Source organism: Chromobacterium sp. CCUG 30098 (genome assembly GCF_059916605.1).
The window spans coordinates 379,070-404,353 of the sequence record NZ_JAUCGS010000001.1 but is presented as its reverse complement, the minus strand read 5'-3'; the positions used below and the strand labels follow the sequence as shown (position 1 = coordinate 404,353).

The following is a 25,284-nucleotide window of genomic DNA, read 5'->3' as shown; positions in this document are numbered from 1 at the left end:
GCTTTTGTGCAGGTGCAATATGCGTCTAAGCCTCGGTAAATTCAGGAAAAAAATCAGGCTTGGCCGAATCGGCGGCGCTCTGCTACCATCTTCTGTTGGCATCAACTCAAACTCTCATCCGATGGCTAGCCGCGAGGAAATGGCCGACTTCCTGGAGTCGGCGGAGAAACGCGCTTTCAAGCAGGCGTGGTATGCGGTCCAGAACGAAGACAGCGCATTGGATATCGTGCAGGACTCGATGATGAAACTGGCGGATCGCTATCCGCACGCCCCGGCGGCGGAACTGCCGCTGATCTTCCAGCGCATCCTGCAAAACACCATCCGCGATTTCTACCGCCGCAGCAAGGCGCGCCGTTTCGTCAGCACGCTGCTGTCCTCGCTGATCCCCGCCCGCGAGGAGGAGGAGGGCCCGGACCCGCTGGAAGTGCTGGACGTGGCCGCTGACGAGGCGCACAGCAACCCCGAGCTGTGGTGCGCGCGCAAGGAAACCGCCGTGTTGATCGAGGCCTCGCTGCAGTTGCTGCCCGCCCGTCAACGCGAGGCCTTTTTGCTGCGTTATTGGGAGGGTCTGGATGTCGCCGCCACCGCGCGCGTGATGGGCTGCTCGGAAGGCAGCGTGAAAACGCATTGCTCGCGCGCCAATCACACGCTGGCCGCCATCCTCGCGCAAAAGGGAGTGACGCTATGAAACCTTCCAATCCCCTGCCCGGCCATGTGTCCCGCGTGCTGGACCACGCCAGCGACGATCTCGACCCCGCGCTGGAACGCAAGCTGCGCCAGGCGCGCGAACGCGCGCTGAGCCGCTTCGACGCCCATTCCCCCGGCGCCGCGCCCCCGCGCGAGCGGCTGGGCCTGTGGGCTCAACGCCATGTGTTGTCGCTCCGCCGCGGCGGCCTGGCCTTGGGCTTCGCGCTGTTGACCGGCGCCGGCATGATGCTGGCCGAAGACCTGCTGCTGGAGGAAGAAGCGGTGGACGCCGCGCTGCTGGCGCAGGATCTGCCCTTCGAAGCCTTGCTGGAACCGCATTTCAGCCGAGGCCTGCATGAATAGCGGCCGCCGCCTGCTGCTTGCCCTGTGCCTGAGCGGGCTGCTGACGCCGGCGGTCAAGGCCAGCCCGCCGGCCAACCCCAGCTGGGCGCAGTTGAGCGCGGAACAGCAACAGGTGCTGGCGCCGCTGGCCACGGAATGGGACCGCTACGCGCCGTATAAAAAGCAGAATCTGCTGGCCATCGTGCCGTCCTTCCAACAGCTGCCGGAGGCCCAACGCCAGCGCGTGCAACAGAAGCTGAAAGCCTGGTCCGAACTGAGCCAGCAGCAGCGCGACGAAATCCGCGCCAACTGGAAAGCCTTGCAGCAGATGCCGCCCGAACAACGCCGGCAGGCCATCCAGCGCCTGCAACAACAACATAAAGCCCAAGATGCCTCCCGCTGACGCCCCCGCCCTGACTCCTCCGACACTGAAACGCAGCCTGGCCAGCCTGTTCTACGAATTGCTGCTGGTCGCCGCGCTCTTGCTCACCGTCACCGCGGCGCTGACGCCGTTGCAAACGCTGATCGGCCAGGGGCCGCTGTTCAAGGCCCTGCTGAAAGGCGTGCTCGCCGTCGCGCTGTTCGGCTACTTCGGCTATTGCTGGGTGCGCAGCGGCCAGACCGTGGCGATGAAGACCTGGCGCATCAAGCTGGTCAACGCCCGCGGCGGCGGCATTGTCTGGAAGCAGGCGGCGGCGCGCTACCTGATCGGCCTGACCTTGTTCGTCGGCATGCCGGCGGTGTCCTACCTCGGCTGGGCCAATGCCTACGGCCACCAGCCGCAGGCGCTGTGGCTGGCGCTGAGCTGGTGCCTGGTGCCCTTCCTGGCCAAGTTCTACGACCGCGACAAACTCTTCCTGCACGACAGACTGGCCGGCACCCGGCAGATCGTGCTGCCCAAGCCGCCGCATCCGGGCAAGAAGCGGCGCGGCGAGCCCACGCCGGGCTGACTAAGCCCGCGCCAGCAAAGGCTCCGTCTCGGCGAACTCCGCCAGAACGTCCAGCAAGACCCGCACCCGCGCCGGCGGATAACGCCGTTGCGGCCATACCGCGTACACCGGCTGCGCCGGCATTTCCCAGCCGGCCAAGACCTGCCGCAAGCCGCCTTCCGCCAGCTGACGGTGGCACAGGCTGTGAGGGCAGACGGCAATGCCGACGCCGGCCTCGGCCAAGCGGCGCGGCAGCAGCATATCGTTGACCCGCAGCCGCGGCGGCGGCAACTCCCATTCCGCGCCGTCGCCCCGGCGCCGCAAATGCCAGCGCTCGAACGGCTCCGCCACCAACAAGGCGTGACGCGCCAGCGCCTCCGGCGTCCGCGGCTCGCCTTGCGCCGCCAGATAGGCCGGCGCGGCCACCAGCAAAGTGCGCACCCAGCCCAGCCGCCTTTGGTTCAAGCTGGAGTCCGGCTGCTCCCCTACCCGCAAGGCCAGGTCCGCCATGCCGCTGAGCAGGTCGTCGATGGCGTTGTTCAGATGCAGCTCCAAGCGCAAGTCCGGATAGTCTCTGAGCATCCGCCGCCACACCGGCACCAGGACGTCGTTGCCCAGGCTCAGCGGCGACAGCACCCGCAGCACGCCCTTGACCTGGTGCAGCGAATCGGCCAGCGACGCGGCGGTCTGGCTCAGCGATTGCAGCAAGGGCCGGCATTGCTCGTAGTACTGCCCCCCTTCCGCCGTCAGCTCCATCCGCCGCGCGCTGCGGTGCAGCAGGCGACAGCCCAACTCCCGCTCCAGCGCCTGCAAGCGCCGCGACAGGGTGGCGGTGGGCACGCCCAGCCGCCGGGCGGCGGCATTCAGGCTGCCGGCGTCGACAATGCTCACGAACAACTGCAGATCATCCAGCATGATTTTCATTTTTGGAATTTGAATTCGATATTTTAAGTCTATTTACATAAATGATTTTTGCCTAGACTGGCCTTGCAGCTCGCCGCTGCGACTCTCTCTCTTGAAAGGAATTGCCATGTCTCTGCGCCTGCCCTACACCCAACTGTCCCCCGCCGCCTACCAAGGGCTGGCCAGCGTCAAAGCCAGCCTGCAGCACAGCAGCCTGGGCCTGCCCTTGATCGAGCTGGTTTACCTGCGCGTATCCCAGATCAACGGCTGCGCCTTCTGCCTGAAAATGCACGCGTCGGCCCTGCGCGCCCGGGGGGAAAGCAATGAACGCATCGATTCTCTGGCCGGCTGGCGCGTCAGCGAGTTGTACAGCGCCCGCGAACGCGCGGCGCTGGAATGGGCGGAATCGCTGACCGACATCGCCGTCACCCAGGCGCCGGACCAGCACTATCTGCCCTTGCAGGAACACTTCAGCCCGGAAGAAGTGGCGGACCTGAGCTTCGCCATCGCCCTGATGAACGCCTTCAACCGGCTGGCGGTCAGCATGCGTCAGTAAGCGCGCTTCCCGCTGGTGCGGGTGATGACTGAAGACTATTCTTTCACGTGAAGATAAACTAACTTCAAGCCGTGCTAATCTCTGCGCCCGGTAGTCATCCAGTTGTCACCCACACATCAGGAACCGTCAGTGATGCAACAAGCACCAGACCAGATTGACCGTATCGTGGCCCTGTGGCGCGAGGTTCGCCCGGACTTGGACCCGTCCTCCACCGAAGTGGTCGGCCGCATTGTGCGAATGGAGTACTTCGTCACCCGCCGCGTACTGCACGATTTGGCGCGCCACAATCTGAATGTCGGCGAATTCGACGTGTTGGCCGCGCTGCGCCGCGGCGGCGAGCCGTTCCAGCTGTCCCCCAATCAACTGCAAGGCATGGTGCTGATTTCCTCCGGCGCGCTGACCAACCGCATCAATCGTCTGGAAGAAGCCGGCCTGGTGACCCGCTCGCCGGACCCGGGCGACCGCCGCGGCGTGATCGTGACGCTGACGCCCAAGGGCTTCGAGGTGATCGAGGACGCCGTCGGCAACCATCTGTCGGCCGAGGCCGAGTTGATCGAGATGCTGGACGCGGAAGAACGCGCCACGCTGGCGCGCTTGCTGAAAAAGATGCTGCAAACCCAGGAGGATTGAAATGCGCGCGCCCTCCTGTAGCCTGCCGCGCTGAGCGGACAAAAAAACCGGCCTGGATTCCAGAGCCGGTTTTTTTTGCATCCGCGCTTCAGCGCAGCAGCGGCGGCGCGGCGCCCGCCGCCGCCGTTTTCACCGGCAGCGGCGCCACCCAGTGCCAGCGGCCTTTCCAGGCCCCCATCACCAGATTGGGATACTCGGCGCGGCCCAGGCTGCCGTTGTAGCGGCCCAGCGCGCGGAACAGATTGCCGCGCTCGATATCCAGGTAGTAACGCAGAATGGTGCAGCCGTAGCGCAGATTGGTGGTGAGGTCGAACAGATTGTGCTGCGCATTGCCTATGCTGCGCACCCAGAACGGCATCACCTGCATCAGCCCGCGCGCGCCGGCGCCGGAGATCGCGTACTTGTTGAAGCCGCTTTCCACCTGGATCAGGCCCAGCACCAGCTGCGGGTCCAGGCCGGCGCGGGTGGCCTCGTAATGGATGGCGGTGAGCAGACGCTCGCGCGTCCATTTATCCGGAATCCGCTTGGCCAGCCGGCTGGACATCTCTCCCAGCCAGGCGTCAGCCTCGCGCTGGTCGTCGAACACCAGCCGCGGCGCATTGGCGTCCGACACCGAACGGCGCATGGTGGAAGCGACGTTGGCGGCCAGCGCCTCTTCCTTCTGCGCGCCGGCCCACGCCGGCATCGCTGCCAGCGCGGCCAACAATACGACGATGCCGGATCGGATCATAAGACGGTCACAGCCCCAGTTTGGCTAGCACTTGTTCCAGCATAGCATCGGCGGCCAGCGCGCTGGCCTCCGCGTCGCGACGGTGCTGGTACTCGACCTTGCCTTCCTTCAGGCCGCGGTCGCCGATGGTGACCCGATGCGGCGCGCCGATCAGTTCCCAATCGGCGAACATCGCGCCCGGGCGCTCGCCGCGGTCGTCCAGGATCACGTCCACGCCCTTGGCCAGCAGGCCTTGGTACAAGGCGTCGGCGGCGGCCTTCACCTCGGCGGAACGGTCATAGCCCACCGGGCAGATCACCAGGGCGAACGGCGCGATGGCGTCCGGCCAGATCATGCCTTTGTCGTCGAAGTTCTGCTCGATCGCCGCGCCCAGAATGCGGGTGACGCCGATGCCGTAGCAGCCCATCTCGAACGGCTTGGGCTTGCCGTCCTCGTCCAGGAAGGTGGCGTTCATCGCTTCCGAGTACTTGGTGCCCAGATAGAACACATGGCCCACTTCAATGCCGCGCTGGATCGCCAGCTCGCCCTTGCCGTCCGGCGAGGCGTCGCCGGCCACCACATTGCGGATGTCCATCACTTCCGGCTCCGCGCAATCGCGGCCGAAGTTGACGCCGGTGTAGTGCTGATCGTCCTCGTTGGCGCCGGTAATCATGTCGGCCATCTTGGCGACGGTGCGGTCGGCGATGACGCGGCCCTTGAAGCCCACCGGGCCCAGCGAGCCGGGATTGGCGCCGAAGGCAGCCTTGATCGCGGCCGGCGAGGCGAAAGTCAGCGGCTTCTTGATGCCGGCGATCTTCTCCGCCTTGACTTCGTTCAGCTCGTGGTCGCCGCGCACCAGCAACAGCACCGGCTGATCTTCGTCGCCGTCCACCACCACCGCCTTGACGGTCTGCTTGACGTCCACGTTCAGGAAGCCCACCAGATCGGCGATGGTCTTGACCTTGGGCGTGTGCACCTTGGCCATGGCCGCGCCGGCGGCCGCGCGTTCGCCGGCCGGGGCCACGGCTTCGGCCAGTTCGATGTTGGCGGCGTAGTCGGAACCCGGGCAGTAGACGATGGCGTCCTCGCCGGTGTCGGCGATCACCTGGAATTCATGCGAGCGGTCGCCGCCGATCGCGCCAGTATCTGCGGCGACGGCGCGGTAGCTCAGACCCAGGCGGTCGAAGATGCGGCAGTAGGCGGCGTACATATTGTCATAGCTGACGCCAGCGGCGTCGGCGCTGCGGTCGAAGGAGTAGGCGTCCTTCATGGTGAACTCGCGGCCGCGCATCACGCCGAAGCGCGGACGGCGCTCGTCGCGGAACTTGGTCTGGATCTGGAAGAAGTTCTTCGGCAGCGCGCGGTAGCTGCGCAGCTCGTTGCGGGCGATGTCGGTGATCAGCTCCTCGGCGGTGGGCTGCAAGGCGAAATCGCGCTCATGGCGGTCCTTGAAGCGCAGCAACTCCTCGCCCATCTTGTCCCAGCGGCCGGTTTCCTGCCACAAGCCGGCCGGTTGCACCACCGGCAGGCTGACTTCGATTGCGCCGGCGCGATTCATCTCTTCGCGCACGATGTTTTCCACCTTGCGCACGCTGCGCAGGCCCATCGGCATCCAGGAGTAAATGCCGGCGGCCACTTTGCGGATGAAGCCGGCGCGCATCATCAGTTTCTGGCTGGCGATGTCGGCGTCGGCGGGGGCTTCCTTCAGGGTGGAAATGAAAAACTGCGATGCGCGCATGATGCGTCCTTGGCAATACGGTGTAATTGAGGGCTTGATTGTAGCGTTTGCCGCGCCTCGCGGCCAAGCCTTGCGCCGGCATCGCCGATTTGCGCTATAAAGATGCGTGTCCCGCCCCCCGCCGGCTACCCCAGATGCGGCCGCCGCGCAAGCAGACAGCCCGGACTCTGTCGTTTTACGAGAACACATCTCGGCTCTTGCGCGGCCTTTGCTTGGCTTACCCAGACCTCTGGAGTAATCTGCGCGCTCAAGAACCACCGATATTGCTGTGCAGCAATATACGGTGACGAACAATTCCATTGGATGCTTATGCAGGATCACAACAAACAGGCCATGGCTGGCCTGACCCTGGCCGCCTTGGGCGTGGTATACGGCGACATCGGCACCAGCCCGCTGTATACCCTGCGCGAATGCTTCACCGGCCAGGGCATCCCCACCACCCCGGAAAACATCTTCGGCATCTTGTCGCTGATCTTCTGGTCGCTGATTTTCGTGGTTTCCATCAAGTACGTGGCTTTCGTGCTGCGCGCCGACAACCGCGGCGAAGGCGGCATCATGGCGCTGATGGCGCTGGCCCGGCATTACACCACTCACGCCGCGCGCTGGAAGATCGTGCTGCTGGGCTTGTTCGGCGCGGCGCTGTTCTACGGCGACGCCATCATCACCCCGGCGGTGTCGGTCTTGTCCGCCGCCGAGGGCATGGAGCTGATTTCCCCGGCGATGGAAAGCTATGTGCTGCCGATGGCCATCGGCGTGCTGACCGGCCTGTTCCTGCTGCAACGCTTCGGCACCGCCAGCGTCGGCCTGCTGTTCGGCCCCATCATGCTGGTCTGGTTCTCTGTGCTGGGTCTGCTCGGCTTGCACCAGATCGTGCAAGCGCCGCAAGTGCTGCAGGCGCTCAATCCCTACCACGCGCTGCACTTCATCGGCCACAACGGCTGGGGCTCCTTCCTGACCCTGGGCTCGGTGGTGCTGGCGCTGACCGGCGCCGAGGCGCTGTACGCCGACATGGGCCATTTCGGCAGCTCGCCGATCCGCCGCGCCTGGTTCAGCCTGGTGCTGCCCGGCCTGGCGCTGAATTATTTCGGCCAGGGCGCGCTGCTGATGCAAAACCCGGCGGCGATCAAGAATCCCTTCTTCCTGCTGGCGCCGGACTGGGCGCTGCTGCCGCTGATCGTGATGGCGACGCTGGCCACGGTGATCGCGTCGCAGGCGGTGATTTCCGGCGCCTACTCGCTGACCCGCCAGGCCATCCAGCTAGGTTACTGCCCGCGGCTGGAAGTGCAGCACACCTCGGAAAAAGAGATCGGCCAGATCTATATGCCCTTCATCAACTGGGCGCTGCTGATCGCGGTGATGGTGGTGGTGCTGACCTTCAAGACTTCGTCCAGCCTGGCCGCCGCCTACGGCATCGCCGTCACCGGCACCATGCTGATCACCACCTGCCTGTTCTTCGTGGTGGCCCGGGTCAACTGGCGCTGGCCGCTGCCGCTGGCGCTGGGCGTCACCCTGATGTTCGCCACCATAGACCTGGGCTTCTTCAGCGCCAACATCCATAAAGTGGCCGACGGCGGCTGGCTGCCGCTGGTGCTGGGCATGGTGATCTTCACCCTGATGAGCACCTGGAAGCAGGGCCGCGAGCTGCTGTTCACGCGCCTGCGCGACCAGGCGCTGCCGCTGGACAGCTTCATCGAGAACCTGGAAGCCTATCCGCCGACGCGGGTGCAAGGCACCGCGGTGTTCCTGACCAGCACCTTGCACGGCGTACCGCACGCGCTGCTGCACAATCTCAAGCACAACAAGGTGCTGCACGAGCGGGTGGTGTTGATGACGGTGCGCACCGAAGACGTGCCCTATGTGGCGGAAGAGGACAGACTGGAGATCGTGCAGATGTCGGCTTCGTTCTGGCGCGTGGTGGCCCGCTACGGCTTCAAGGAAGACCCGAACGTGCTGCAGGTGCTGGAAGACTGCACCGCCCAGGGCCTGGCCTTCGAGCTGATGGACACGTCCTTCTTCCTGTCGCGGGAAACCATCGTGTCCACCGAGCGTCCGGGCATGTCGCGCCTGCGCGAAAAGCTGTTCGTGTGGATGAGCAAAAACGCGATGCGCGCCACCGACTTCTTCCAGGTGCCGACCAACCGGGTGGTGGAGCTGGGCGCACAAGTCGAGCTGTAAGCCCTCCCGCCCCGCTCCCAAGCCGGACCGGCCCTGCCTGTCCGGCTTTTTCGCGCCTGACTCTAGCGTTGCAGGCCGCTGTCCGCCTCCGCCCGCGCCCAATCGAAGAACGGGCCGGGATCGGTCTTGCGCCCCGGCGCGATGTGCTCGTGGCCGATGACGGCGCTAAGCGGCAGCTTGCTCCGCAATGCCCGCGCCAGCGCTTGCAGCGTCCGGTATTGCGCCTCGCTGAACGGCTCGAAATCGCAGCCTTCCAACTCCACGCCGATGGAAAAATCGTTGCAGCGCTCACGCCCCCGCCAGCTGGACATGCCGGCATGCCAGGCGCGCCGCGTCACCGGCACGAACTGCTGCAGCTCGCCGGACCGACGAATGAAGAAATGGGACGACACCCGCAGATGCTGGATTTCGGCGTAGAACGGATGCTCGTCAGGATTCAGCCGGTTCTGGAACAGCTGTTCCACGCCCAAGCCGCCGTAGCGATACGGCGGCAGGCTGATGTTGTGGATCACCAGCAGTTCCGGCGCCATACCCTCGCCGCGTTCATCGTGATTGGGCGAGGGCAGCCGGCGCGCGCCGTCCAGCCAGCCGTCTTCCAATAATTGCAAAGCAGGCGGCGGGGCCGGCTGATAATTCAAACGCCACAACATCAAGCCGTCCGGCGTGGACCAGCGCTGCTCGGCGACGAAACCGGCCTTGCGGTACAAGGACAACGCGGCGATATTGACCTCGGCGGTGTCCACGCTGACCTCGCCCTCGCCCACCAGCGCCCGGTTCAGCAGGCGATAGCCCCAGCCGGCGCGCAGCTGTTGCGGATCCACCACCACTCTTTCGATATGCAGACCGCCGTCCTCGCGGCGCGAGGCCACCAGCAGACCGCGCAGGCTCTCGCCCTCGAACGCGCCCCAGACCGCGTCGGCGCAGGCCCGCGCCGCGGCCAGATCGGCCCACAGCACGGGCAGGTGCGGATAGGACAGCCACTCCGCCTCCAGGCGGTGGGCGGCCAATTGCAGATCCAAGGCGCGCGCGGCCAGCGCGGCGTCCCTCAAATCCAGGCTTTTCACTTCAAACGGGGCTTGCATTCACTCTCCCTGCGCGCGTAACCGATGCAACAATCCGGTAACTGGAACAGTCCAATATCGCACTTGTTTTCTGAGGCCCTACGCGGTATCAAGAACAACCGGGGCGGACAAGCCTTCATCCTGCATTCTACCGCTCCCGCCCGGCGGAAGGCTCGCCTTGCTTGAGCCGAATCATGGCCGCGGCCCGTTCCATGCCGCAGAATGCAGGCCGTCACCCATCACAGGAGAACGCCCATGCTGACGCTGGACTCTCTGAGCAACGCCGCCGCGCCCAGCTTCGAACAGCCGCTGGAAATGCTGCAAGCCTGTCACGACAAGATTCGCCGCTTCTGCGAGCAATTGGATCAACTGCCCGCCTACATCGAGCAACACGGCGTCAACGAGGCCGCCCGCAATACGATAGACGGCGTGGTCCGCTACTTCGATCTGGCCGGCCCCGCCCATCACAGCGACGAGGAGGACGAGCTGTTCCCGCTGATTCTGGCGCGGGTGCCCACCGCCGCCTCGCGGCTGGAGCAACTGAGCGCCGAACACGGCTATCTGCATTCCTGCTGGAACGCGATCCGCGACGATCTGCTGGCGCTGCGCGACGGCAAGATCCACAGTATCAGCCGCAACGAGCTGGAGGAGTTCGCCCGCCAGTACCGCGAACACGCCGCCGCCGAGGAAAGCTGGCTGTTCCCCACCGCCGCCTCCGCCATCAGCGCCGAGGAAATGAGCGCCGCCGGGCAGCGCATGGCGGCGCGCCGGACGCAGCAGGCCGCCTGAACGACGGCCGCTCCAGGCCGCACGCGCAAAAAAGGCTGACCGCGCTGGTCAGCCTTTTTATCTTTCCGCACTCAAAACCTGTTTACGATCTGCTGCGCGTCGGCGATACAGCGTTGAAAACCCCTTCGAAATGCTCATGTACCGTGTGTACACTCCGCTTTCTCAGCTGTTTTCGCCTTGTCTCACCTTAGCTCGCGAGATCGTAAACACGTTCTCAGAGCTGGTTTACACTCTCAGGCGGTCAGCTTCAGCAGCTGCTCGAACGCGTCTTCGAACAGCTTCAAGCCGTCCTGCTGCAGCTTCTCGCCGGCGGCGGCCAGATCCACGCCGGACGCCCCCACCGCGTGCAACAGGGTTTGCGCGTCGTCCATGCCTTCCGGCAGCGTCAACGCGGCCTGGCCGTGATCGCGGAAGGCCGCCAGCGTGCCGTCCGGCACGGTGTTGACGGTTTCGTCGCCGATCAGGCTTTCCACGTAGAGCACGTCGGAGTAAGCGGCGTTCTTGGTGCCGGTCGACGCCCACAGCAGATATTGCGGACGCGCGCCGGCGGCTTTCAGCGCGGCGAACTCGGCGCCGTGGAAACGTTCGCGGTAGCGGGCGTAAGCGGCCTTGGACAGCGCGATGGCCACCTTGCCCTGATGGGCCGCGCCCACTTGCGGATCCAGCAGGCTGTCGACGCGGGACAGGAAGAAGCTGGCCACCGCCTTGATTCCGGACACATCCTTGCCGTCGGCGTGACGGGCGGACAGGCCGGCGATGTAGGCGTCCCACACCGCTTCCACTTGCGGCAGCGAGAACAGCAGGGTGATGTTGACGTTGACGCCTTCGCGGGTCAGCGCCTGAAACGCGCGGATACCGGCGGCGGTGGCCGGGATCTTGATCATGGCGTTGGGGCGGGCGATTTCCGCCCACAGGCGGCGCGCCGCGGCCAGGGTGCCGGCCTCGTCGTTGGACAGCTCCGGCGACACTTCCAGGCTGACATAGCCGTCGTTGCCCTGGCTGGCGTCGTACTGGCCGCGCAGCAGATCGCAGGCGGCCTGGATGTCCGGCACCACCAGCGCTTCGTAACGCGCCTCGGCCGACAGGCCGGCGTCCGCTTTCAGGCGGGCCAGGTCGGCCTGGTAGCTGGCGTCGCCGCTGATCGCCTTGTAGAAGATCGCCGGATTGGAGGTCACGCCGGCAATGCCGTCGTCGGCCAGCAGGCGCGCCAGTTCGCCGGAGGCGATCAGTTCGCGGGACAGATTGTCCAGCCAGATGCGCTGGCCGAAGGGGCGGATGGATTGCAGTCGATTCATGGTGGAACGATCCAGAATAAAGTCAGGGCGGACCCGGCGTCGCCGAGCCGGCCGGTGGCTACCACGCCATAGAGCCTGTTCAGAGTCTCGCGCACAAGGGCGAGACAAGACGAAAACAGCCGAGGAAGCGGAATGCACATACGGTACATGAGCATTTCGAAGCGGGTTTCTAACGCCGTATCGCCGAAGCGCAGCAGACTTTGAACAGGTTCTAAAATCGGCGGGCTAAAACGGACATCCTAACCCGCTTGGAGCGGCGCGCCAAGAGCGCCGACCCAAGCTTGCAAGAATACGCCGCATGCGGCCCCGCGGCGCGGCGCTCAGGCCGCTTGCGAGCCGCTGCGGCGGTCGCGCGGGAACACCGCGGAGAACACGCTGCCCTTGTCCGGCTCGCTTCTGATCTCCAGCCGGGCATGATGACGCGCCAGCACGTGCTTGACGATGGCGAGCCCCAGGCCGGTGCCGCCGCTGCCGCGCGAACGGCCGCGGTCCACCCGGTAGAAACGCTCGGTCAGGCGCGGGATATGCTCGCGCGGGATGCCGATGCCGGTGTCGCTGACGGAGAAGCGCAGCTGCTCGCCCTCCTCTTTCCAGCTGAGGGTGATGCAGCCGCCCTCCGGCGTGTAGCGCACCGCGTTGGACACCAGGTTGCCGAAGGCCGAGTGCAGCTCCTGCTGGCTGCCCCACAGCCAGGCGTCGCTGTGCCGGTCCAGCTTGACCTGATGGCGGCCGTGGGACAGGCCCTCGGCCTCCACCATCAGCGTGTCCAGCATGTCCTGCATGTCCACCCGCTCCGACACCGTCGCCTTGGGGCTGTTCTCCAGCTTGGACAGGGTCAGCAAGTCCTCGACCAGGCTTTGCATGCGCCGCGACTGCTCCATCATCATCGGCAGAAACTGGCGGAAGGTGGCGTCGTCCACCTGCGGCATGTCTCCCAGCGTCTCCAGAAAGCCGCCCACCACGGTCAGCGGCGTGCGCAGCTCGTGCGAGACGTTGGCGACGAAATCCTTGTGCACGGTCTGCACCCTCTCCAACTGGGTGATGTCGCGGGTCAGCAGCAGCTTGCGGGTGGAGTCGAAGGGCACCATCTGCAAGGAGATCACCAGTTCGCGCGGCTGCACGAAGTTGAGCACCAGCGGCTGGCTGAAGCGCGCCTCGTTCATATAGGCGTGAAAGGCCGGTTGGCGGATCAGATTGAGAATCTGGTTGCCGACATCGCGTTTGCGGTCCAACCCCAGATGCTCCACCGCCATCGGATTGATCCATTCGATGCGGTCGTGCTCGTCCAGCACCACCACCCCGTCCGGCATCGCCTCGCCGGCGTTGATGAAACGCTCCAGCGCGTGGGTGAGCTTTTTCTGGCTCTGGCTCTGGGTGCGGGTGGTACGGTACAGCGTCATGAAAATGGTGTGCCAGACGCCGAAACCGTCAGGCACCCGCTCCGGAGTCGGCCGTTGCAGCCAACGCAACAGCAGCGCCACATGGTAGAGATTGAAGGCCAGCCAGCCGCCCAGGCAGATGGCCACCGCGATCAGTCCGTCTTCCGCCGACGAGCCCAGCCAGAAGCCGAGGCCGATGACGGCGGTCGCCAGCAGCGAGGCCAGCGTGCGTTTCAGAAATTCAGGCATCAGGCCTCACTGCTGGGTGGAAAAGCGATAACCGGTGCCGCGCACGGTCTGGATCAGCGTGTCGTGCCCGGTGCCCTCCAGCGCGCTGCGCAGCCGGCGGATATGCACGTCCACGGTGCGCTCTTCCACGAACACATGGTCGCCCCACACCTGGTCCAGCAGTTGGGAGCGCGAATGCACGCGCTCGGGGTGGGTCATGAAGAAGTGCAGCAGGCGGAATTCGGTGGGGCCCAGATCGATGACGCCGCCGTTGCCGGTGACGCGGTGGGTGACCGGGTCCAGCCGCAGGCCTTGCACATCCACCGCGTCGTCGGTCATCTGCGGCGCGCGGCGGCGCAACACCGCCTTGATGCGCGCCAGCAGCTCGCGCGGCGAGAAGGGCTTGGTGATGTAGTCGTCGGCGCCGGTTTCCAGGCCGGTGATCTTGTCCTGCTCGTCCGAGCGCGCGGTCAGCATGATGATGGGCACGTGGCGGGTGCGCTCGTCGGCGCGCAGGCGCTTGGCGATGTCCACGCCGCTGGCGCCCGGCAGCATCCAGTCCAGCAGCACCAGGTCAGGCAGCGCGTTGCGCACCAGCGTCAGCGCCGCTTCGGCGGTGCTGGCCCGCAGCACATGGTGGCCGGCCTGCGCCAGGTTGAAGGCAATCAGCTCCTGGATTGCCGGTTCGTCTTCAACAAGCAAGATATTGGCTGGCATGGTTGATCCATTCCCGTTTGAGTGTGTGGCAAGGATAAAAACGGGTGATTACAAAAATATGACATTTCGTCAAACTTTCCCACTTTGGCGCAGATTATTTTAACGCGCCAGCCGTAGACGCCTCAGCAAGCCAAAAAAAACGGGCCTGTTGCTGTGAACAGGCCCGGAATGGTCGTCGTCAATACAGATTTGATCTGACTAGAGACCAGGGACAAAGAGATCACCAGGACAGTTTCAAATGAGAGCGTTTTGGGACAATTCTCATCCGCAACGGATCTGGACAGGCGGGCCGCGGGACAGTGCGGCCAACCCTGATACGGCCAGCATTTTACGTAGCAAACAGGCGTTTTGATCAGATGGATGATTGGATTTTCAGCCATTACGCCTTTTTTTATAAGTTTGTTTCGTCATATTTCCTTATAATCGAAGAATGGATAAATTTGATAGAAAAATCATCGCCGCACTGCACGAAAACGCCCGAATCAGCTTCGCGGAACTGGCCCGGCGGGTGAATCTGTCGCCGCCGGCGGTGGCGGACCGGGTGAGCAAACTGGAGCGCGGAGGCGTGATCACCGGCTACCGCGCCACCATCGATCCCAACAAGGTGGGCATGCCCATCTGCTGCATGATAGAGCTGACGGTCAAGCATCTGGAGTACTTCGCGGTGATAGAGGAAATCCGCACCATGCCGGAGATCATCGAATGCATGTCGGTGACCGGCACCAGCGGACTGATGATGAAAGTGGTGGTGGACAATATGCCCACGCTGCAGGCCTTGATCGCGCGGCTGATGCAGTTTGGCGACACCAAGACCTCGATCGTGATCGAGGTGCCGGTGCCGCCGCGGCTGCCGGATCTGCAGCAGGATGAATAAACCGGCGCCGTCCCAAGCGCCCGCTCCTGGCGCCGCGCCATGAAAAACGGACAGGCAAGCCTGTCCGTTTCTTGAGCCGGAACCCCGCTGGGCGCTTACTTGGCGGCCTGCCAGGCCACCGCGGTATCGATCATGCGGTTGGAGAAGCCCCATTCATTGTCGTACCAGGCCAGCACTTTGACTTCGCGGCCGCCGATGACGCGGGTCAGCGTGGCGTCGAAGGTGCTGGACGCCGGGTTGTGCAGGAAGTCGCAGGACACCAGCGGCAAGGTGTTGACGCCCAGCACGCCCTTGAGCGGGCCTTTGGCGGCGTCGCTGATCAGCTGGTTCACTTCTTCCTTGCTGGTATCGCGGCCGGCGGTGAAGGTCAGGTCCACCAGCGAGACATTGCTCACCGGCACGCGCACGGCGAAGCCGTCCAGCTTGCCCTTCAATTGCGGCAGCACCAGGCCCACCGCGGCGGCGGCGCCGGTCTTGGTCGGGATCATGGACACGGCGGCGGAACGGGCGCGGCGCAGGTCTTTGTGATCGGTGTCCAGCAGCACTTGGTCGTTGGTGTAAGCGTGCACCGTGGTCATCAGGCCGCGCTCGATGCCGATGGTGTCGATCAGCGGCTGCACCATGGGGGCCAGACAGTTGGTGGTGCAGGAGGCGTTGGAGACGATGGTCATCGCGCTGCTCAGCTGCTGGTGGTTGACGCCGTAAACCACGGTGGCGTCCACGCCTTCGCCGCCCGGAGCGGAGATCAGCACTTTCTTGGCGCCGGCCTGCAGATGCGCGCCGGCTTTTTCGCGGGTGGTGAACAAGCCGGTGCATTCCATCACCACGTCCACGTTCAATTCTTTCCACGGCAGCTCAGCCGGGTTGCGGATGGCCAGCAGTTTGATCTTCTTGCCGTTGACCACCAGGTGATCGCCGTCCAGCGCCACGGAAGCGGCGAACGGACCGTGCACGCTGTCGTAACGGGTCAGGTGTTCATGCAGCTCCGGCGAGGCCAGATCGTTGATGGCGACAATCTCGATGTCCTGATCGGCATAGCGCTCTTGCCATGCACGCACAATCATGCGGCCGATGCGGCCGTAACCATTGATAGCAACTCGCAACGTCATGATGCATCCTCCAAGTTGAAATGGCGCAAGGTCATCTTCCCGTGCCCTGCGCCACCACTGTCCGCCTGATTCCGCTTGTAATCAACTCGCTACATAAGTAGTGGGCGAATTACCAACATCGGCAGTGCGGAAATTGCGCCCAAGCTTGCCGTGCGTCAAATTCCGCCGGGCGACGCCCGGTTCTCAAGGCCTGTCCGAGGCCCCGCGACGCGCGGCGCATGGAAACGACGCTCAGCCTTGCAATGCGGCGGCGTAATCGCCCGCGTCGCTATTCAATACTATATGCAATAGCGTGCCGGAGAAGGCGGTGACGCCGCTGGCGCCCAGTTGTTGCAGGGCGGCCTGGTCCACCAGCTCCGCGTTGGCCACTTCCACCCGCAGCCGGCTGCCGGCCACGGCTTCCACCTTGAGCACATTGGCCGCGCCGCCCAGCGCCGCCAGCCAGCGTTCGCGGTCTATGCCGACCACCTCGCCCAGGGCCTGCGCCGGCGCGGCCGCTTGGACGGCCGCCTCGGCGTCCGGGTTGCCCAGCGCGACGCGGATTTCGTCGGCGATCAGGTCCGCCTCCGGTCCCAGCACCACTTGCACGCTGCCGGCGGCCGGCTTGATCAGGCCGCGCGAACCCAGCGCCTTGAGTGCGGCTTCGCTCACCTTGTCGTTGCTGGCCACTTGCAGACGCAGACGGGTGGTGCAGGCGTCCACGGACTTCAGGTTGGCGGCGCCGCCCAGCGCGGCGATGAAGGCGCGCGCGCGGTCGCTGCCGGCGGCCACCGCCGCCACGGCCACCATCGCGTCTTCGCGGCCCGGGGTTTTCAGGTCGAATTTCTTGATGAAGAACACGAACAGCACGTAGTAGAGCGCGAAGTAGCCGATGCCCACCGGGATCAGCAACAGCGGCTTGGTGGACAGGCCGAAGTTCAGCAAGTAATCGAACAAGCCGGCGGAGAAGCCGAAGCCCAACTTGATGTTGAGCGCGTGCATCAAGGCCATGGCCAGGCCGGTCAGCACCGCGTGGATGGCGTACAGCGCCGGAGCCAGGAACATGAAGGCGAATTCCACCGGTTCGGTGACGCCGGTCAGCATCGCGGTCAGCGCCATCGAGAACAGCAGGCCGCCGACGGCTTGCTTGTTCTCAGGCTTGGCGGTGCGGTACATCGCCAGGCAGGCGGCCGGCAGGCCGAACATCATCACCGGGAAGAAGCCGGACATGAACATGCCGGCCGTCTTGTCGCCGGCGAAGAAGCGGGTCAGGTCGCCGTGCACCACCTTGCCGGCGGCGGAGGCGAAATCGCCCACCTGGAACCAGACAATGGTGTTGAGGATGTGGTGCAGGCCGGTGACGATGAGCACGCGGTTGAGCACGCCGTAGGCGAAGACGCCTATCTCGCCGGCGCCAATCAACCAGCGGCCGACGCTGTCGATGCCGGTCTGCACCGGCATCCAGACATAGCCCAGCACCGCGCCCAACAAGAGCATGGAGAAGCCGGTGACGATGGGCACGAAGCGCTTGCCGCCGAAGAAGGCCAGGTAGCTGGGCAGCTTGATGTCCTTGTAGCGGTTGTACAGCGCCCCGGCCACCAGGCCGGACAGGATGCCGGACAGCACCCCCATATTGATTTTCTCGTCTATCACCTTGAGCACCGCGGTGATCACCAGATAGCCGATGGCGCCGGCCAGGCCGGAGGTGCCGTTGTTGTCCTTGGCGAAGCCCACCGCCACGCCGATGGCGAAAATCAGGGCCAGGTTGCCGAAGATGGCGTCGCCGGCCTGGGCCATCATCTTGATGTTGAGCAGGTCCGGCTGGCCCAGGCGCAGCAGCAAGCCCGCCACGGGCAGAACGGCGATCGGCAGCATCAGGGCGCGGCCCAGCTGCTGAATGCCAGCGAATTTATTGTCAGAGGTACTCACGTCTCGTCTCCCAGTGTATGGACGCCGATGGGGGCATGGCGCTCCAGGCTGCTACCTTCTTGTGTGTCTGTACCGCTCGCTGCCGCGTGTCCCCGCGGCATGCGATGACTTCAAAACCACTTCATAAAAGCCCCGCGCGCGCCTGCGCGCCGGGCCGATTCAATCTTCCGGCCACCATTCGGCGGCCTGCGCGCGCACCGCGGCGGCGGAATCCAGCGCCAGCAATTGCTCGGCGCGCTTGCGGCAAGCCTGCTGGTCCAGCGTCCTCACCTTGGCCTTGATCTCCGGCACCAGGCCGGGGCTGACCGATAGTTCGGCGACGCCAAGGCCGACCAGCACCGGCGCGGCCAGCGGGTCCGAGGCCAGGGCGCCGCATACGCCCACCCATTTACCGTGCTGGCTGGCGCCAGCCACCGTGCGTTCGATCAGCCTCAGCAGCGCCGGGTGCATCGCGTCCAGGCTGGCGGCCAGCGAGGCGTTGCAACGATCCATCGCCAGCGTGTATTGCGTCAGGTCGTTGGTGCCGATGGACAGGAAGTCGGCCTCGGCGGCCAGTTGGTCGGCCAGCAGCGCGGCGGAGGGCACTTCCACCATCACGCCCAGCTGCGGCCGCTCGCTCAGCCCCGCTTCCTCGGCCAGCGCGTCGATGCGCTGGCGCAAGCGCCGCAGTTCGCCGACATCGGCGATCATCGGCACCAGGATGCGCAGCAAGGACAAGGGCCGCAGCATCAGCAACGCGCGCAGTTGCTCGTCCAGCATCTCCGGATGGGCGAAGCCGGTGCGGATGCCGCGCAGGCCCAGCGCCGGATTCGGCTCCGGCGGCAGGATCAGATAGGGCACTTCCTTGTCGCCGCCCACGTCCAGCGTGCGGATGATGGCGACGCGGCCCTGTAATTCGTCCAGCACCGCCTGATAGGCGTTGGCCTGTTCGTAGCGATCCGGCGCGTCCTGACGGTCGATGAACAGAAACTCGGTGCGCAGCAGGCCGACGCTGTCGGCGCCGTGGCGCACCGCTTCGCGCGCGTCCTCTTCATTGGCGATATTGGCGGCCACCTCGACGCGCACGCCGTCCAGCGTCACCGCGGCGCCGTCGGCGTCCGCGCGCATACCGGCGCGGCGGCTCTCTCGTTCCGCCATCGCCTGTCGGGCGGCGGCCAACAGGGCGGCGTCCGGCGCCGGATGACAGCCGCCTTGGCTCGCATCCAGCAAAACTTCGCTGCCGGCGTCCAGCCGCAACACCTGAGGCCCGCAAGCCACCAGGGCCGGGATGCCCAGCGCGCGCGCCAGGATGGCCACGTGGCCGGTGGCGCCGCCGGCGGCGGACAGGATGCCGGCCACCCGCTCGCGCGGCAGCCGGGTCAGTTCGGAAGGCGCCAGGTCTTCGGCCACCAGAATGGAAGCCGGATACAGTTCGGGCTCGCTTTGGGCGTCGCCCAGCAGGGCTTTCAGCACTTGGCGTTCAATGTCTTTGAGATCCGCGACCCGTTCGGCCAGCAAGGGGCTGCCCAGGCCGGACAGCACGCGGCATTGCGCGCGCACCGCCTGGCGGAAGGCGTGGCCGGCGCTGTGGCCGGCGGCGATGTCCCGTTCCGCCGCGTCCCGCAATTCCGGATCGTCCACCAGCGCCAGATGGGCGGCGAAGATGTCGCTTTGCGAGGTCTGGCCGCGGCGCAAGGCTGTGTCGATGGCGGCGGCGATGCCGGCGCTCACCTCGGCCAGCGCCCGGCGCAATTGCTCGCGCTCGCTGTCGGCGTTGACCGCGAACTCCGCCACCTGCGGCTCGAAGGCGTCGAGACGCACCACCTGGCCGATGGCCAGGCCCGGCGCCGCGCACACGCCGCCTATCCAGCCGGCCGGCAACGCGCGCGCCGGCGCGCTCGCCAAGGGCGCGGGCCCGCCGTGGCCGGATTCGGTGCGGGTCTGCAGCGCGGCGATCACCGCCGCGGCCGCGGCGGCCGCGTCCTCGCCCTGCGCCAGCACCGCCACATCGTCGTCCTCGGCCACGCCCAAGCCCATCAGGGCCACCACGCTGCGGGCGTTGGCCGCCTGGCCTCTGAACTCCACCCGCACGCTGGCGCGATATTGACGCGCCGCGTTCTGCACCAGCGCCGCCGGCCGCGCGTGCAGGCCGCCGGCGTGACGCACCGTGGCCTGACCGCGGCTTTCCGCGCCCTCGGCGCTGGGGGCCTCGTCGGCCGCCGCGCCGCCGGACAGCGTCAGAAACACGCTGCGGCCCGCCTGCTGCCAGCCCTCGCCCCGACTTTCCAGCGCATAAGCCTCGCCATTGGCGATCACCACCATGGTCAGCAGCGACGGCGCGCGCCGCGCCACCGCGTCCAGATCCACCTCGATCAGGGGCTGGCCCTGACGCACCGCGTCGCCGGCCTTGACCAGCGGCTTGAAGCCCTCGCCCTCCAGCTTGACGGTGTCGATGCCGAAGTGGATCAGCACTTCCGCGCCGTTGGCGGCTCGCAGCGTCAAGGCGTGGCCGGTGCGCGCCAATTGCGCCACCTCGCCGTCACAGGGCGCCAGCAGGGTGCCGGACAGCGGCTCGATCGCCAGGCCGTCGCCCATCATCAAGCCGGCGAAGACCGGATCGGGCGCGCGGCTCAGCGGCACGGACGGCCCGTCAAACGGGGCCAGGAGTTCGAGCGTAGCGGACATGGGGGGCGTCTCCATTCTTACTGACTGATGTGTCTCCGCGGCCGACGCGGCTTCCGCTGGACGCCGTTCGCGGCGCGCCCCGTTCGCGCAGACGGTCGGGGCGCGGTTTCAAGCAGGACCGGACTCAGCGCGTGCAGGTCACTTTGGACAAGTGGCGCGGCAGATCCGGGTTCAGGCCGCGCGCCTCGGACAAGCGCGCCGCCATCAGGTAGAAGCTCTGGATCGCCAGCAGCGGATCCAGCGCCTCGTCGTCGGCCAGCGCCAGGGTCAGGTCGCGGCTGGCGATATTTTCCGGCGCCGCCAGCAGCACCTTGGCGCCGCGGCCGCGCATCTCCTCGGCCAGATCGATCAGGCCCTGTTGCTCCGGCCCGCGCGGCGCGAAGATCAGCAGCGGATAGCCGTCGTCGATCAAGGCCATCGGCCCGTGCTTGATCTCGGCGCCGGAGAAGGCCTCGGCCTGGATCGCGCAGGTTTCCTTGAATTTGAGCGCGGCTTCCAGCGCCACGGCGAAGCCCAGACCGCGGCCCACCACCATGATGCGTTCGGCGTCGCGCAAGACGTCCACCGCCGCCGTCCAGTCCTGGCGCGTGGCTTCGGTCAGGCGCTGCGGCAGATTGGCCAACGCGGCCAGCAGCGCGTCGTCCGCCTGCCAGTGAGCGACCAGGCGCGCCACCGCGGACAGCGAGGTGATGTAGCTCTTGGTGGCGGCCACGCTTTTTTCGTCGCCGGCGCACAGAGGCACCACCCATTCGCAGGCGGCGGCCAGCGGCGATTGATGCTTGTTGACCAGCGCCGCGGTGCGCGCGCCGGCGGCGCCCAGCGCCTTCATGGTGTCGATCAGGTCCGGGCTTTGACCGGACTGGGACAGGGCCACCGCCAGCTGGCCCTTCACCGCCAGCGGCGCGCGGTGCAGGGTCACTAGCGACATCGGCAAGGACACCACCGGCACGCCCAGCCGCTGCATCGCCAGATAGGCGAAGTAGTTGGCGGCGTGATCGGAACTGCCGCGGGCCACGGTCAGCGCCAGGCTGGGGCGTTCCACCGCCAGCGCGCGTCCCAGCGCGGCCAGCGCTTCATCGGCGTACATGTGTTGCGCGGCCACCGCCTCGGCGGCGTACAGCGCTTCTTCAAGCATCAACGAGGCCAATCTGTTCTCCCTCTACATAGACTTGCTGCAAATTCAAATCCGCGTCCATCGTCACGATGTCGGCCCAGGCGCCGACGGCGAGCCGGCCGCGATCGGCCAGGCCCAGGTAGTCTGCGGGATAGAGCGACAGCCGGTGCGAGGCGTCCGCCAGCGGCAGGCCGATGGACACCAGGTTGCGCAGCGCCTGGTCCATGGTCAGCGTGCTGCCGGCCAGGGTGCCGTCGGCCAGGCGCACGCCGCCCATGCACTTGGTCACCGAGTGCGAACCCAGCTTGTATTCGCCGTCCGGCATGCCGGCGGCGGCGGTGGAATCGGTCACGCAGTAGAGGCGCGGAATCGAGCGCAGGGCGGCCCGGATCGCGCCCGGATGGACGTGGAGCAGATCCGGAATCAATTCGGCGTATTCGGCGTGCGCCAGCGCCGCGCCCACCATGCCGGGCTCGCGGTGGTGCAGGCCGCTCATCGCGTTGAACAGATGGGTGAAGCCGGACGCGCCTTGCTCCAGCGCCCGCACCCCGTCCTCGTAACTGCCCAGGGTGTGGCCCAGCTGCACCTTGACGCCCTGCTCCGCCAACTGGCGGATGATGTCCATATGACCGGCGATTTCCGGCGCCAGCGTGATCAGCGACACCGGCGCCAGCGAGCGGTACCAGTCCACCTGCTCCATCACCGCGCGGCAGGCGTCGTCGGGCTGGGCGCCCAGCTTGCCGGGATTGATGTAAGGGCCTTCCAGATGCACGCCCAGGATGCGGGCGCCGCCGGGCTGGCGTTCGCGACAGGAGGAACCGAGCGCGCGCAACACCTGTTCGATGTCGATCGGCGGCGCGGTCATGGTGGTGGCCAGCAAGGATGTGGTGCCGAAGCGGGCGTGCAGCCTGGCCACGCTCTCGGCGGCGCGGCCGCCCTCCATGATGTCGACGCCGCCGCCGCCGTGGACGTGCAGGTCGATGAAGCCCGGCAGCAAATAACGCTCCACCGCTCGGCCGGAGGCCAAGCGCGCGTCTATGGCCTCGATGCGGCCGTCGGCAGCCAGTTTCAATTCGCCGTCCATCCAGCCGGCCTCGGTCAGGATGCGTCCTTGCAGCACTCGGTTTTGGGTCATCGTCTCAGTTCGGCAACAAAATCGTAGTAGTCGTTACGGCAATAGGTATCGGTCAATTCAATCGCGATGTTCTCGGCGTTGAAGCCGATGCGGGTGATCAGCAACATCGCTTCGCCGGGGCGGATGCCGGCCAGCGTGGCGATGTCGCCGGAGGCGTTCACCGCGCGGATATGCTGCAGCGCGCGCACCACCGAATGGCCGCTGGCGTCCAGATGGGCGTACAGCGAGGTGCCCACTTGCTGCGGCTCCGGCAGATACGCCACCGGCAGCGTCGTCATCTCGATCGCCATCACCACTCCGTCGGCCAGCCGCTGGCGCTTCAGCCGCGACACCTGCGAAGTGGGCGACAGCCCGAGCTTGATCACTTCTTCATTGCTGGGCGCGAACACGCCGCGCTCCAGCCACACCGACGACGGCACGAAGCCGCGCTGGCGCAATTGTTCGGTAAAGCCGGTCAGCCGCGACAAGGGCTGCTCCAGCCTCGGCGTGATGAAGGTGCCCGAGCCCTGGCGCCGGCGAATCAGGCCCTGCTCCAGCAGCACATCCATCGCCTTGCGCGCCGTCACGCGCGAAATGCCCAGTTCTTCGGAAAACGTGCGTTCCGACGGCAGCGCCTCGTCCGCCTGCCACCAGCCGGCGTTGATGGCGTCGGCCAATTTCCGCGACAACTGCAGATACAGCGGCGTGGTCAGGGTTTCATCCGGTTTCAATGCAAGCCAGCGATTTTCCATGGGTTGTCTGCAAGTGGTCTGAAAACCCCAGTGTATAACCTGGCTCCCCGGCTGGCATCTTCCACGCTGACGCGAGTCGATTCCGGCCTTCCGGCTTACCGCGAACGTTAATACCACATTAATACCACGTCAATACCATTTTATTTACGCACATCATTGTCCGCTTGCTGCATGGCAGCAAAACGACAAACAGATGATTTGGCAGGGGAAATTGCGGGAGCAATGCGTATTGACCTGCGGGACAGGTCAGGTAATGAGCGTTTTTTGCAAGAATCAAGCAGATACAAGACCACACAGTAAGTATGGCAATAGTACCTTTCGCCAAACTTACATTAAAAATAGTCGTCTCATTTTAAATCATATGGCATTTTTATGATGATTGGACTGCTCGGCAAACTGCTGGGCGCTTGCATACCACTCGTAGCTCAAAGGAGTCAGAATGAAACCACAACTGCGCCTTCCCGCCGCCCTCGCCCTGGCCTGCCTCAGCGCGCCGCTCTGGGCCCACGGCACCATGGAAGTGCCGATCAACCGCACCTACAACTGCTTCAAAGAGGGCGCGGAATCGCCGAAATCCGCCGCATGCCAGGAAGCCCGCCGCGTGGGCGGCACCCAGGCCATGTACGACTGGAACGGCATCAACCAGAACCCGCAAGGCGACAACCACGCGGCGGTGGTGCCGGACGGCAAGCTCTGCGCCGGCGGCCAGGACAAGTTCAAGGGCTTCAATCTGGGACGCACCGACTGGCCGAAAACCAAGCTGGTGCCGGACGCCAACGGCAACTACGAGTTCGTCTACCACGCCACCGCGCCGCACTCGACCAAATACTTCAAGTTCTACGTCACCAAGAACGGCTGGGATCAGACCAAGCCGCTGAAGTGGTCCGACCTGGATCCGCAGCCCTTCCACACCGTGACCGGCAACCCGCCGCTGGACGCCAACAAGCGCTACCACATGGTGGCCAAGCTGCCGGCTGGCAAGAGCGGCCCGCATATCATCTTCAACGTCTGGAAGCGCGCGGACAGCGAGGAAGCGTTCTACTCGTGCTCCGACGTGGTATTCGGCGACGGCACCAATCCGCCGGAACCGCCGCCGGTGACCAATCCGTGGAAGGAAATCGGCAAGGTGACCGCTTATGAAAACCTGCCGAACAACAGCACCGCCACCCTGCGCGTGTTCGACGCCAGCGGCCGCGACGCCGAAACCATCCCGGTCAAGCTGGACGCCGTCAGCGGCCAGATGGCGAACTGGCCGTACGAGCTGGGTGTGAAAGTGAACGCGACCTCCAAAGCGATCCGCATCGGCGTGATGAATCAGAAGCAACGCACGGTGAGCATCACCCCGGAACGCAGCGCCACCGCCAACCGCGTGTACCTGAACGACAGCTACAAGGGCTACACCTATCAGATCGACCTGAAAAAGGGCGACGGCGGCATCACGCCGCCGCCGGTGGGCGACACCTGGAAGGAAGGCCTGTCCTACACCGCCGGCCAGATCGTCAGCTACCAGGGCAAGAAGTACCGTTGCCTGCAGCCGCACACCGCCTGGGCCGGCGCGGGCTGGACTCCGTCCACCCAACCCGCCTTGTGGGCTCCGGCCTGACCGTCCCC

The 25,284-nt window shown here is 65.6% G+C and carries 23 protein-coding genes and 1 pseudogene; 10 read left to right on the top strand and 14 right to left on the bottom strand.

All coding sequences use genetic code 11. The features are described from left to right. Positions 1 to 121: 121 nt before the first annotated feature. Genes QUG03_RS01935 through QUG03_RS01920 form a run of 4 tightly spaced genes read left to right on the top strand, consistent with a single transcriptional unit; the run spans position 122 to position 1,979 of the window. Positions 122 to 688, top strand: a complete 567-nt coding sequence (locus QUG03_RS01935; RefSeq protein WP_500819240.1) for an RNA polymerase sigma factor — start codon at positions 122 to 124, stop codon at positions 686 to 688. After that, complete coding sequence (locus tag QUG03_RS01930; RefSeq protein ID WP_107801002.1) at positions 685 to 1,050, top strand: DUF3619 family protein; 366 nt, start codon at positions 685 to 687, stop codon at positions 1,048 to 1,050. The genes QUG03_RS01935 and QUG03_RS01930 overlap by 4 nt, the downstream gene beginning before the upstream one ends. Further along, the gene (locus QUG03_RS01925; RefSeq protein WP_253313896.1) at positions 1,043 to 1,432 is read left to right on the top strand and encodes a DUF3106 domain-containing protein; all 390 of its coding nucleotides are present in this window, start codon (positions 1,043 to 1,045) and stop codon (positions 1,430 to 1,432) included. The genes QUG03_RS01930 and QUG03_RS01925 overlap by 8 nt, the downstream gene beginning before the upstream one ends. Further along, positions 1,419 to 1,979 (top strand): RDD family protein, encoded by a 561-nt coding sequence (locus QUG03_RS01920; RefSeq protein WP_235085876.1) that lies wholly within the window; start codon positions 1,419 to 1,421, stop codon positions 1,977 to 1,979. Before QUG03_RS01925 ends, QUG03_RS01920 begins: the two co-directional genes overlap by 14 nt. Here the strand turns inward: QUG03_RS01920 and QUG03_RS01915 are convergent, their stop codons facing one another. Then, complete coding sequence (locus QUG03_RS01915; RefSeq protein WP_500819239.1) at positions 1,980 to 2,873, bottom strand: LysR family transcriptional regulator; 894 nt, start codon at positions 2,871 to 2,873, stop codon at positions 1,980 to 1,982. 115 nt (positions 2,874 to 2,988) lie between these two features. On the opposite strand from QUG03_RS01915, the gene QUG03_RS01910 reads away from it, so the two are divergent. Both QUG03_RS01910 and QUG03_RS01905 read left to right on the top strand, forming a co-directional pair. Continuing rightward, positions 2,989 to 3,417 (top strand): carboxymuconolactone decarboxylase family protein, encoded by a 429-nt coding sequence (locus QUG03_RS01910; RefSeq protein WP_107801006.1) that lies wholly within the window; start codon positions 2,989 to 2,991, stop codon positions 3,415 to 3,417. Positions 3,418 to 3,549: 132 nt separating this feature from the next. Beyond that, a complete protein-coding gene (locus tag QUG03_RS01905; protein WP_107801007.1) occupies positions 3,550 to 4,047 on the top strand; it encodes a MarR family winged helix-turn-helix transcriptional regulator in 498 nt (165 codons plus the stop codon). A gap of 88 nt (positions 4,048 to 4,135) precedes the next feature. On the opposite strand, the gene QUG03_RS01900 is transcribed toward QUG03_RS01905, so the two are convergent. Next, the gene (locus QUG03_RS01900; RefSeq protein ID WP_107801008.1) at positions 4,136 to 4,777 is read right to left on the bottom strand and encodes a lytic transglycosylase domain-containing protein; all 642 of its coding nucleotides are present in this window, start codon (positions 4,775 to 4,777) and stop codon (positions 4,136 to 4,138) included. Positions 4,778 to 4,784: 7 nt separating this feature from the next. Continuing rightward, a complete protein-coding gene (locus tag QUG03_RS01895; RefSeq protein WP_235085872.1) occupies positions 4,785 to 6,494 on the bottom strand; it encodes a proline--tRNA ligase in 1,710 nt (569 codons plus the stop codon). A gap of 309 nt (positions 6,495 to 6,803) precedes the next feature. Here QUG03_RS01895 and kup point away from each other — a divergent pair, with 309 nt between their 5' ends. Beyond that, a complete protein-coding gene (gene kup / locus QUG03_RS01890) occupies positions 6,804 to 8,669 on the top strand; it encodes a low affinity potassium transporter Kup (RefSeq protein WP_107801010.1) in 1,866 nt (621 codons plus the stop codon). Positions 8,670 to 8,731: 62 nt separating this feature from the next. On the opposite strand, the gene ampD is transcribed toward kup, so the two are convergent. Both ampD and QUG03_RS01880 read right to left on the bottom strand, forming a co-directional pair. Next, entirely contained in the window at positions 8,732 to 9,319 is a 588-nt protein-coding gene (gene ampD, locus QUG03_RS01885) for a 1,6-anhydro-N-acetylmuramyl-L-alanine amidase AmpD (RefSeq protein WP_500819612.1), read from the bottom strand. A 48-nt stretch (positions 9,320 to 9,367) separates the two neighbouring features. Next, a pseudogene (locus tag QUG03_RS01880) lies at positions 9,368 to 9,751 on the bottom strand (GNAT family N-acetyltransferase); the annotation flags it as partial. 234 nt (positions 9,752 to 9,985) lie between these two features. Here QUG03_RS01880 and QUG03_RS01875 point away from each other — a divergent pair. Beyond that, a complete protein-coding gene (locus tag QUG03_RS01875) occupies positions 9,986 to 10,519 on the top strand; it encodes a hemerythrin domain-containing protein (RefSeq protein WP_500819238.1) in 534 nt (177 codons plus the stop codon). A 233-nt stretch (positions 10,520 to 10,752) separates the two neighbouring features. Here the strand turns inward: QUG03_RS01875 and tal are convergent, their stop codons facing one another. From tal to phoB, 3 genes are all read right to left on the bottom strand, one after another. Further along, complete coding sequence (gene tal, locus QUG03_RS01870; protein ID WP_500819237.1) at positions 10,753 to 11,814, bottom strand: transaldolase; 1,062 nt, start codon at positions 11,812 to 11,814, stop codon at positions 10,753 to 10,755. Positions 11,815 to 12,134: 320 nt separating this feature from the next. Beyond that, on the bottom strand, positions 12,135 to 13,442 hold the full coding sequence (gene phoR, locus QUG03_RS01865; protein WP_107801014.1) for a phosphate regulon sensor histidine kinase PhoR: 1,308 nt from the start codon (positions 13,440 to 13,442) through the stop codon (positions 12,135 to 12,137). A gap of 6 nt (positions 13,443 to 13,448) precedes the next feature. Next, a complete protein-coding gene (phoB, locus tag QUG03_RS01860) occupies positions 13,449 to 14,138 on the bottom strand; it encodes a phosphate regulon transcriptional regulator PhoB (RefSeq protein WP_048412957.1) in 690 nt (229 codons plus the stop codon). Positions 14,139 to 14,568: 430 nt separating this feature from the next. On the opposite strand from phoB, the gene QUG03_RS01855 reads away from it, so the two are divergent. After that, a complete protein-coding gene (locus QUG03_RS01855) occupies positions 14,569 to 15,012 on the top strand; it encodes an Lrp/AsnC family transcriptional regulator (protein ID WP_019100282.1) in 444 nt (147 codons plus the stop codon). A 95-nt stretch (positions 15,013 to 15,107) separates the two neighbouring features. On the opposite strand, the gene gap is transcribed toward QUG03_RS01855, so the two are convergent. The 6 genes from gap to QUG03_RS01825 all read right to left on the bottom strand — a co-directional run bounded on the left by gap (position 15,108) and on the right by QUG03_RS01825 (position 23,673). Continuing rightward, a complete protein-coding gene (gene gap / locus QUG03_RS01850) occupies positions 15,108 to 16,121 on the bottom strand; it encodes a type I glyceraldehyde-3-phosphate dehydrogenase (RefSeq protein WP_107801015.1) in 1,014 nt (337 codons plus the stop codon). A gap of 231 nt (positions 16,122 to 16,352) precedes the next feature. Beyond that, positions 16,353 to 18,029 carry an N-acetylglucosamine-specific PTS transporter subunit IIBC gene (nagE, locus tag QUG03_RS01845; protein ID WP_107801016.1) on the bottom strand — a complete coding sequence of 559 codons (1,677 nt, stop codon included), beginning with the start codon at positions 18,027 to 18,029 and terminating at the stop codon, positions 16,353 to 16,355. Between the two features lie 159 nt (positions 18,030 to 18,188). Continuing rightward, complete coding sequence (ptsP, locus tag QUG03_RS01840; protein ID WP_500819236.1) at positions 18,189 to 20,693, bottom strand: phosphoenolpyruvate--protein phosphotransferase; 2,505 nt, start codon at positions 20,691 to 20,693, stop codon at positions 18,189 to 18,191. 124 nt (positions 20,694 to 20,817) lie between these two features. Beyond that, positions 20,818 to 21,828 (bottom strand): SIS domain-containing protein, encoded by a 1,011-nt coding sequence (locus QUG03_RS01835; protein WP_227105583.1) that lies wholly within the window; start codon positions 21,826 to 21,828, stop codon positions 20,818 to 20,820. Then, positions 21,821 to 22,942, bottom strand: a complete 1,122-nt coding sequence (nagA, locus tag QUG03_RS01830; RefSeq protein ID WP_227105585.1) for an N-acetylglucosamine-6-phosphate deacetylase — start codon at positions 22,940 to 22,942, stop codon at positions 21,821 to 21,823. Before nagA ends, QUG03_RS01835 begins: the two co-directional genes overlap by 8 nt. Next, positions 22,939 to 23,673, bottom strand: coding sequence for a GntR family transcriptional regulator (locus QUG03_RS01825; protein WP_019101073.1), 735 nt, complete (start codon positions 23,671 to 23,673; stop codon positions 22,939 to 22,941). Before QUG03_RS01825 ends, nagA begins: the two co-directional genes overlap by 4 nt. A gap of 439 nt (positions 23,674 to 24,112) precedes the next feature. On the opposite strand from QUG03_RS01825, the gene QUG03_RS01820 reads away from it, so the two are divergent. After that, entirely contained in the window at positions 24,113 to 25,276 is a 1,164-nt protein-coding gene (locus tag QUG03_RS01820; RefSeq protein WP_107801020.1) for a lytic polysaccharide monooxygenase, read from the top strand. Positions 25,277 to 25,284: the final 8 nt, after the last annotated feature.

Excerpts from the sequence above, each read along its gene's own strand:
- gap (WP_107801015.1), bottom strand. The coding sequence starts at position 16,121 with ATGACGTTGCGAGTTGCTATCAATGGTTACGGCCGCATCGGCCGCATG.
- phoB (WP_048412957.1), bottom strand. The coding sequence starts at position 14,138 with ATGCCAGCCAATATCTTGCTTGTTGAAGACGAACCGGCAATCCAGGAG.
- QUG03_RS01920 (WP_235085876.1), top strand. The coding sequence starts at position 1,419 with ATGCCTCCCGCTGACGCCCCCGCCCTGACTCCTCCGACACTGAAACGC.
- ampD (WP_500819612.1), bottom strand. The coding sequence starts at position 9,319 with ATGTTGTGGCGTTTGAATTATCAGCCGGCCCCGCCGCCTGCTTTGCAA.
- ptsP (WP_500819236.1), bottom strand. The coding sequence starts at position 20,693 with ATGTCCGCTACGCTCGAACTCCTGGCCCCGTTTGACGGGCCGTCCGTG.
- QUG03_RS01875 (WP_500819238.1), top strand. The coding sequence starts at position 9,986 with ATGCTGACGCTGGACTCTCTGAGCAACGCCGCCGCGCCCAGCTTCGAA.
- QUG03_RS01900 (WP_107801008.1), bottom strand. The coding sequence starts at position 4,777 with ATGATCCGATCCGGCATCGTCGTATTGTTGGCCGCGCTGGCAGCGATG.
- QUG03_RS01855 (WP_019100282.1), top strand. The coding sequence starts at position 14,569 with ATGGATAAATTTGATAGAAAAATCATCGCCGCACTGCACGAAAACGCC.
- QUG03_RS01925 (WP_253313896.1), top strand. The coding sequence starts at position 1,043 with ATGAATAGCGGCCGCCGCCTGCTGCTTGCCCTGTGCCTGAGCGGGCTG.
- QUG03_RS01905 (WP_107801007.1), top strand. The coding sequence starts at position 3,550 with ATGCAACAAGCACCAGACCAGATTGACCGTATCGTGGCCCTGTGGCGC.
- QUG03_RS01820 (WP_107801020.1), top strand. The coding sequence starts at position 24,113 with ATGAAACCACAACTGCGCCTTCCCGCCGCCCTCGCCCTGGCCTGCCTC.
- QUG03_RS01915 (WP_500819239.1), bottom strand. The coding sequence starts at position 2,873 with ATGCTGGATGATCTGCAGTTGTTCGTGAGCATTGTCGACGCCGGCAGC.
- kup (WP_107801010.1), top strand. The coding sequence starts at position 6,804 with ATGCAGGATCACAACAAACAGGCCATGGCTGGCCTGACCCTGGCCGCC.
- QUG03_RS01935 (WP_500819240.1), top strand. The coding sequence starts at position 122 with ATGGCTAGCCGCGAGGAAATGGCCGACTTCCTGGAGTCGGCGGAGAAA.
- QUG03_RS01825 (WP_019101073.1), bottom strand. The coding sequence starts at position 23,673 with ATGGAAAATCGCTGGCTTGCATTGAAACCGGATGAAACCCTGACCACG.
- QUG03_RS01930 (WP_107801002.1), top strand. The coding sequence starts at position 685 with ATGAAACCTTCCAATCCCCTGCCCGGCCATGTGTCCCGCGTGCTGGAC.
- phoR (WP_107801014.1), bottom strand. The coding sequence starts at position 13,442 with ATGCCTGAATTTCTGAAACGCACGCTGGCCTCGCTGCTGGCGACCGCC.
- QUG03_RS01835 (WP_227105583.1), bottom strand. The coding sequence starts at position 21,828 with ATGCTTGAAGAAGCGCTGTACGCCGCCGAGGCGGTGGCCGCGCAACAC.
- nagA (WP_227105585.1), bottom strand. The coding sequence starts at position 22,942 with ATGACCCAAAACCGAGTGCTGCAAGGACGCATCCTGACCGAGGCCGGC.
- QUG03_RS01895 (WP_235085872.1), bottom strand. The coding sequence starts at position 6,494 with ATGCGCGCATCGCAGTTTTTCATTTCCACCCTGAAGGAAGCCCCCGCC.
- QUG03_RS01910 (WP_107801006.1), top strand. The coding sequence starts at position 2,989 with ATGTCTCTGCGCCTGCCCTACACCCAACTGTCCCCCGCCGCCTACCAA.
- tal (WP_500819237.1), bottom strand. The coding sequence starts at position 11,814 with ATGAATCGACTGCAATCCATCCGCCCCTTCGGCCAGCGCATCTGGCTG.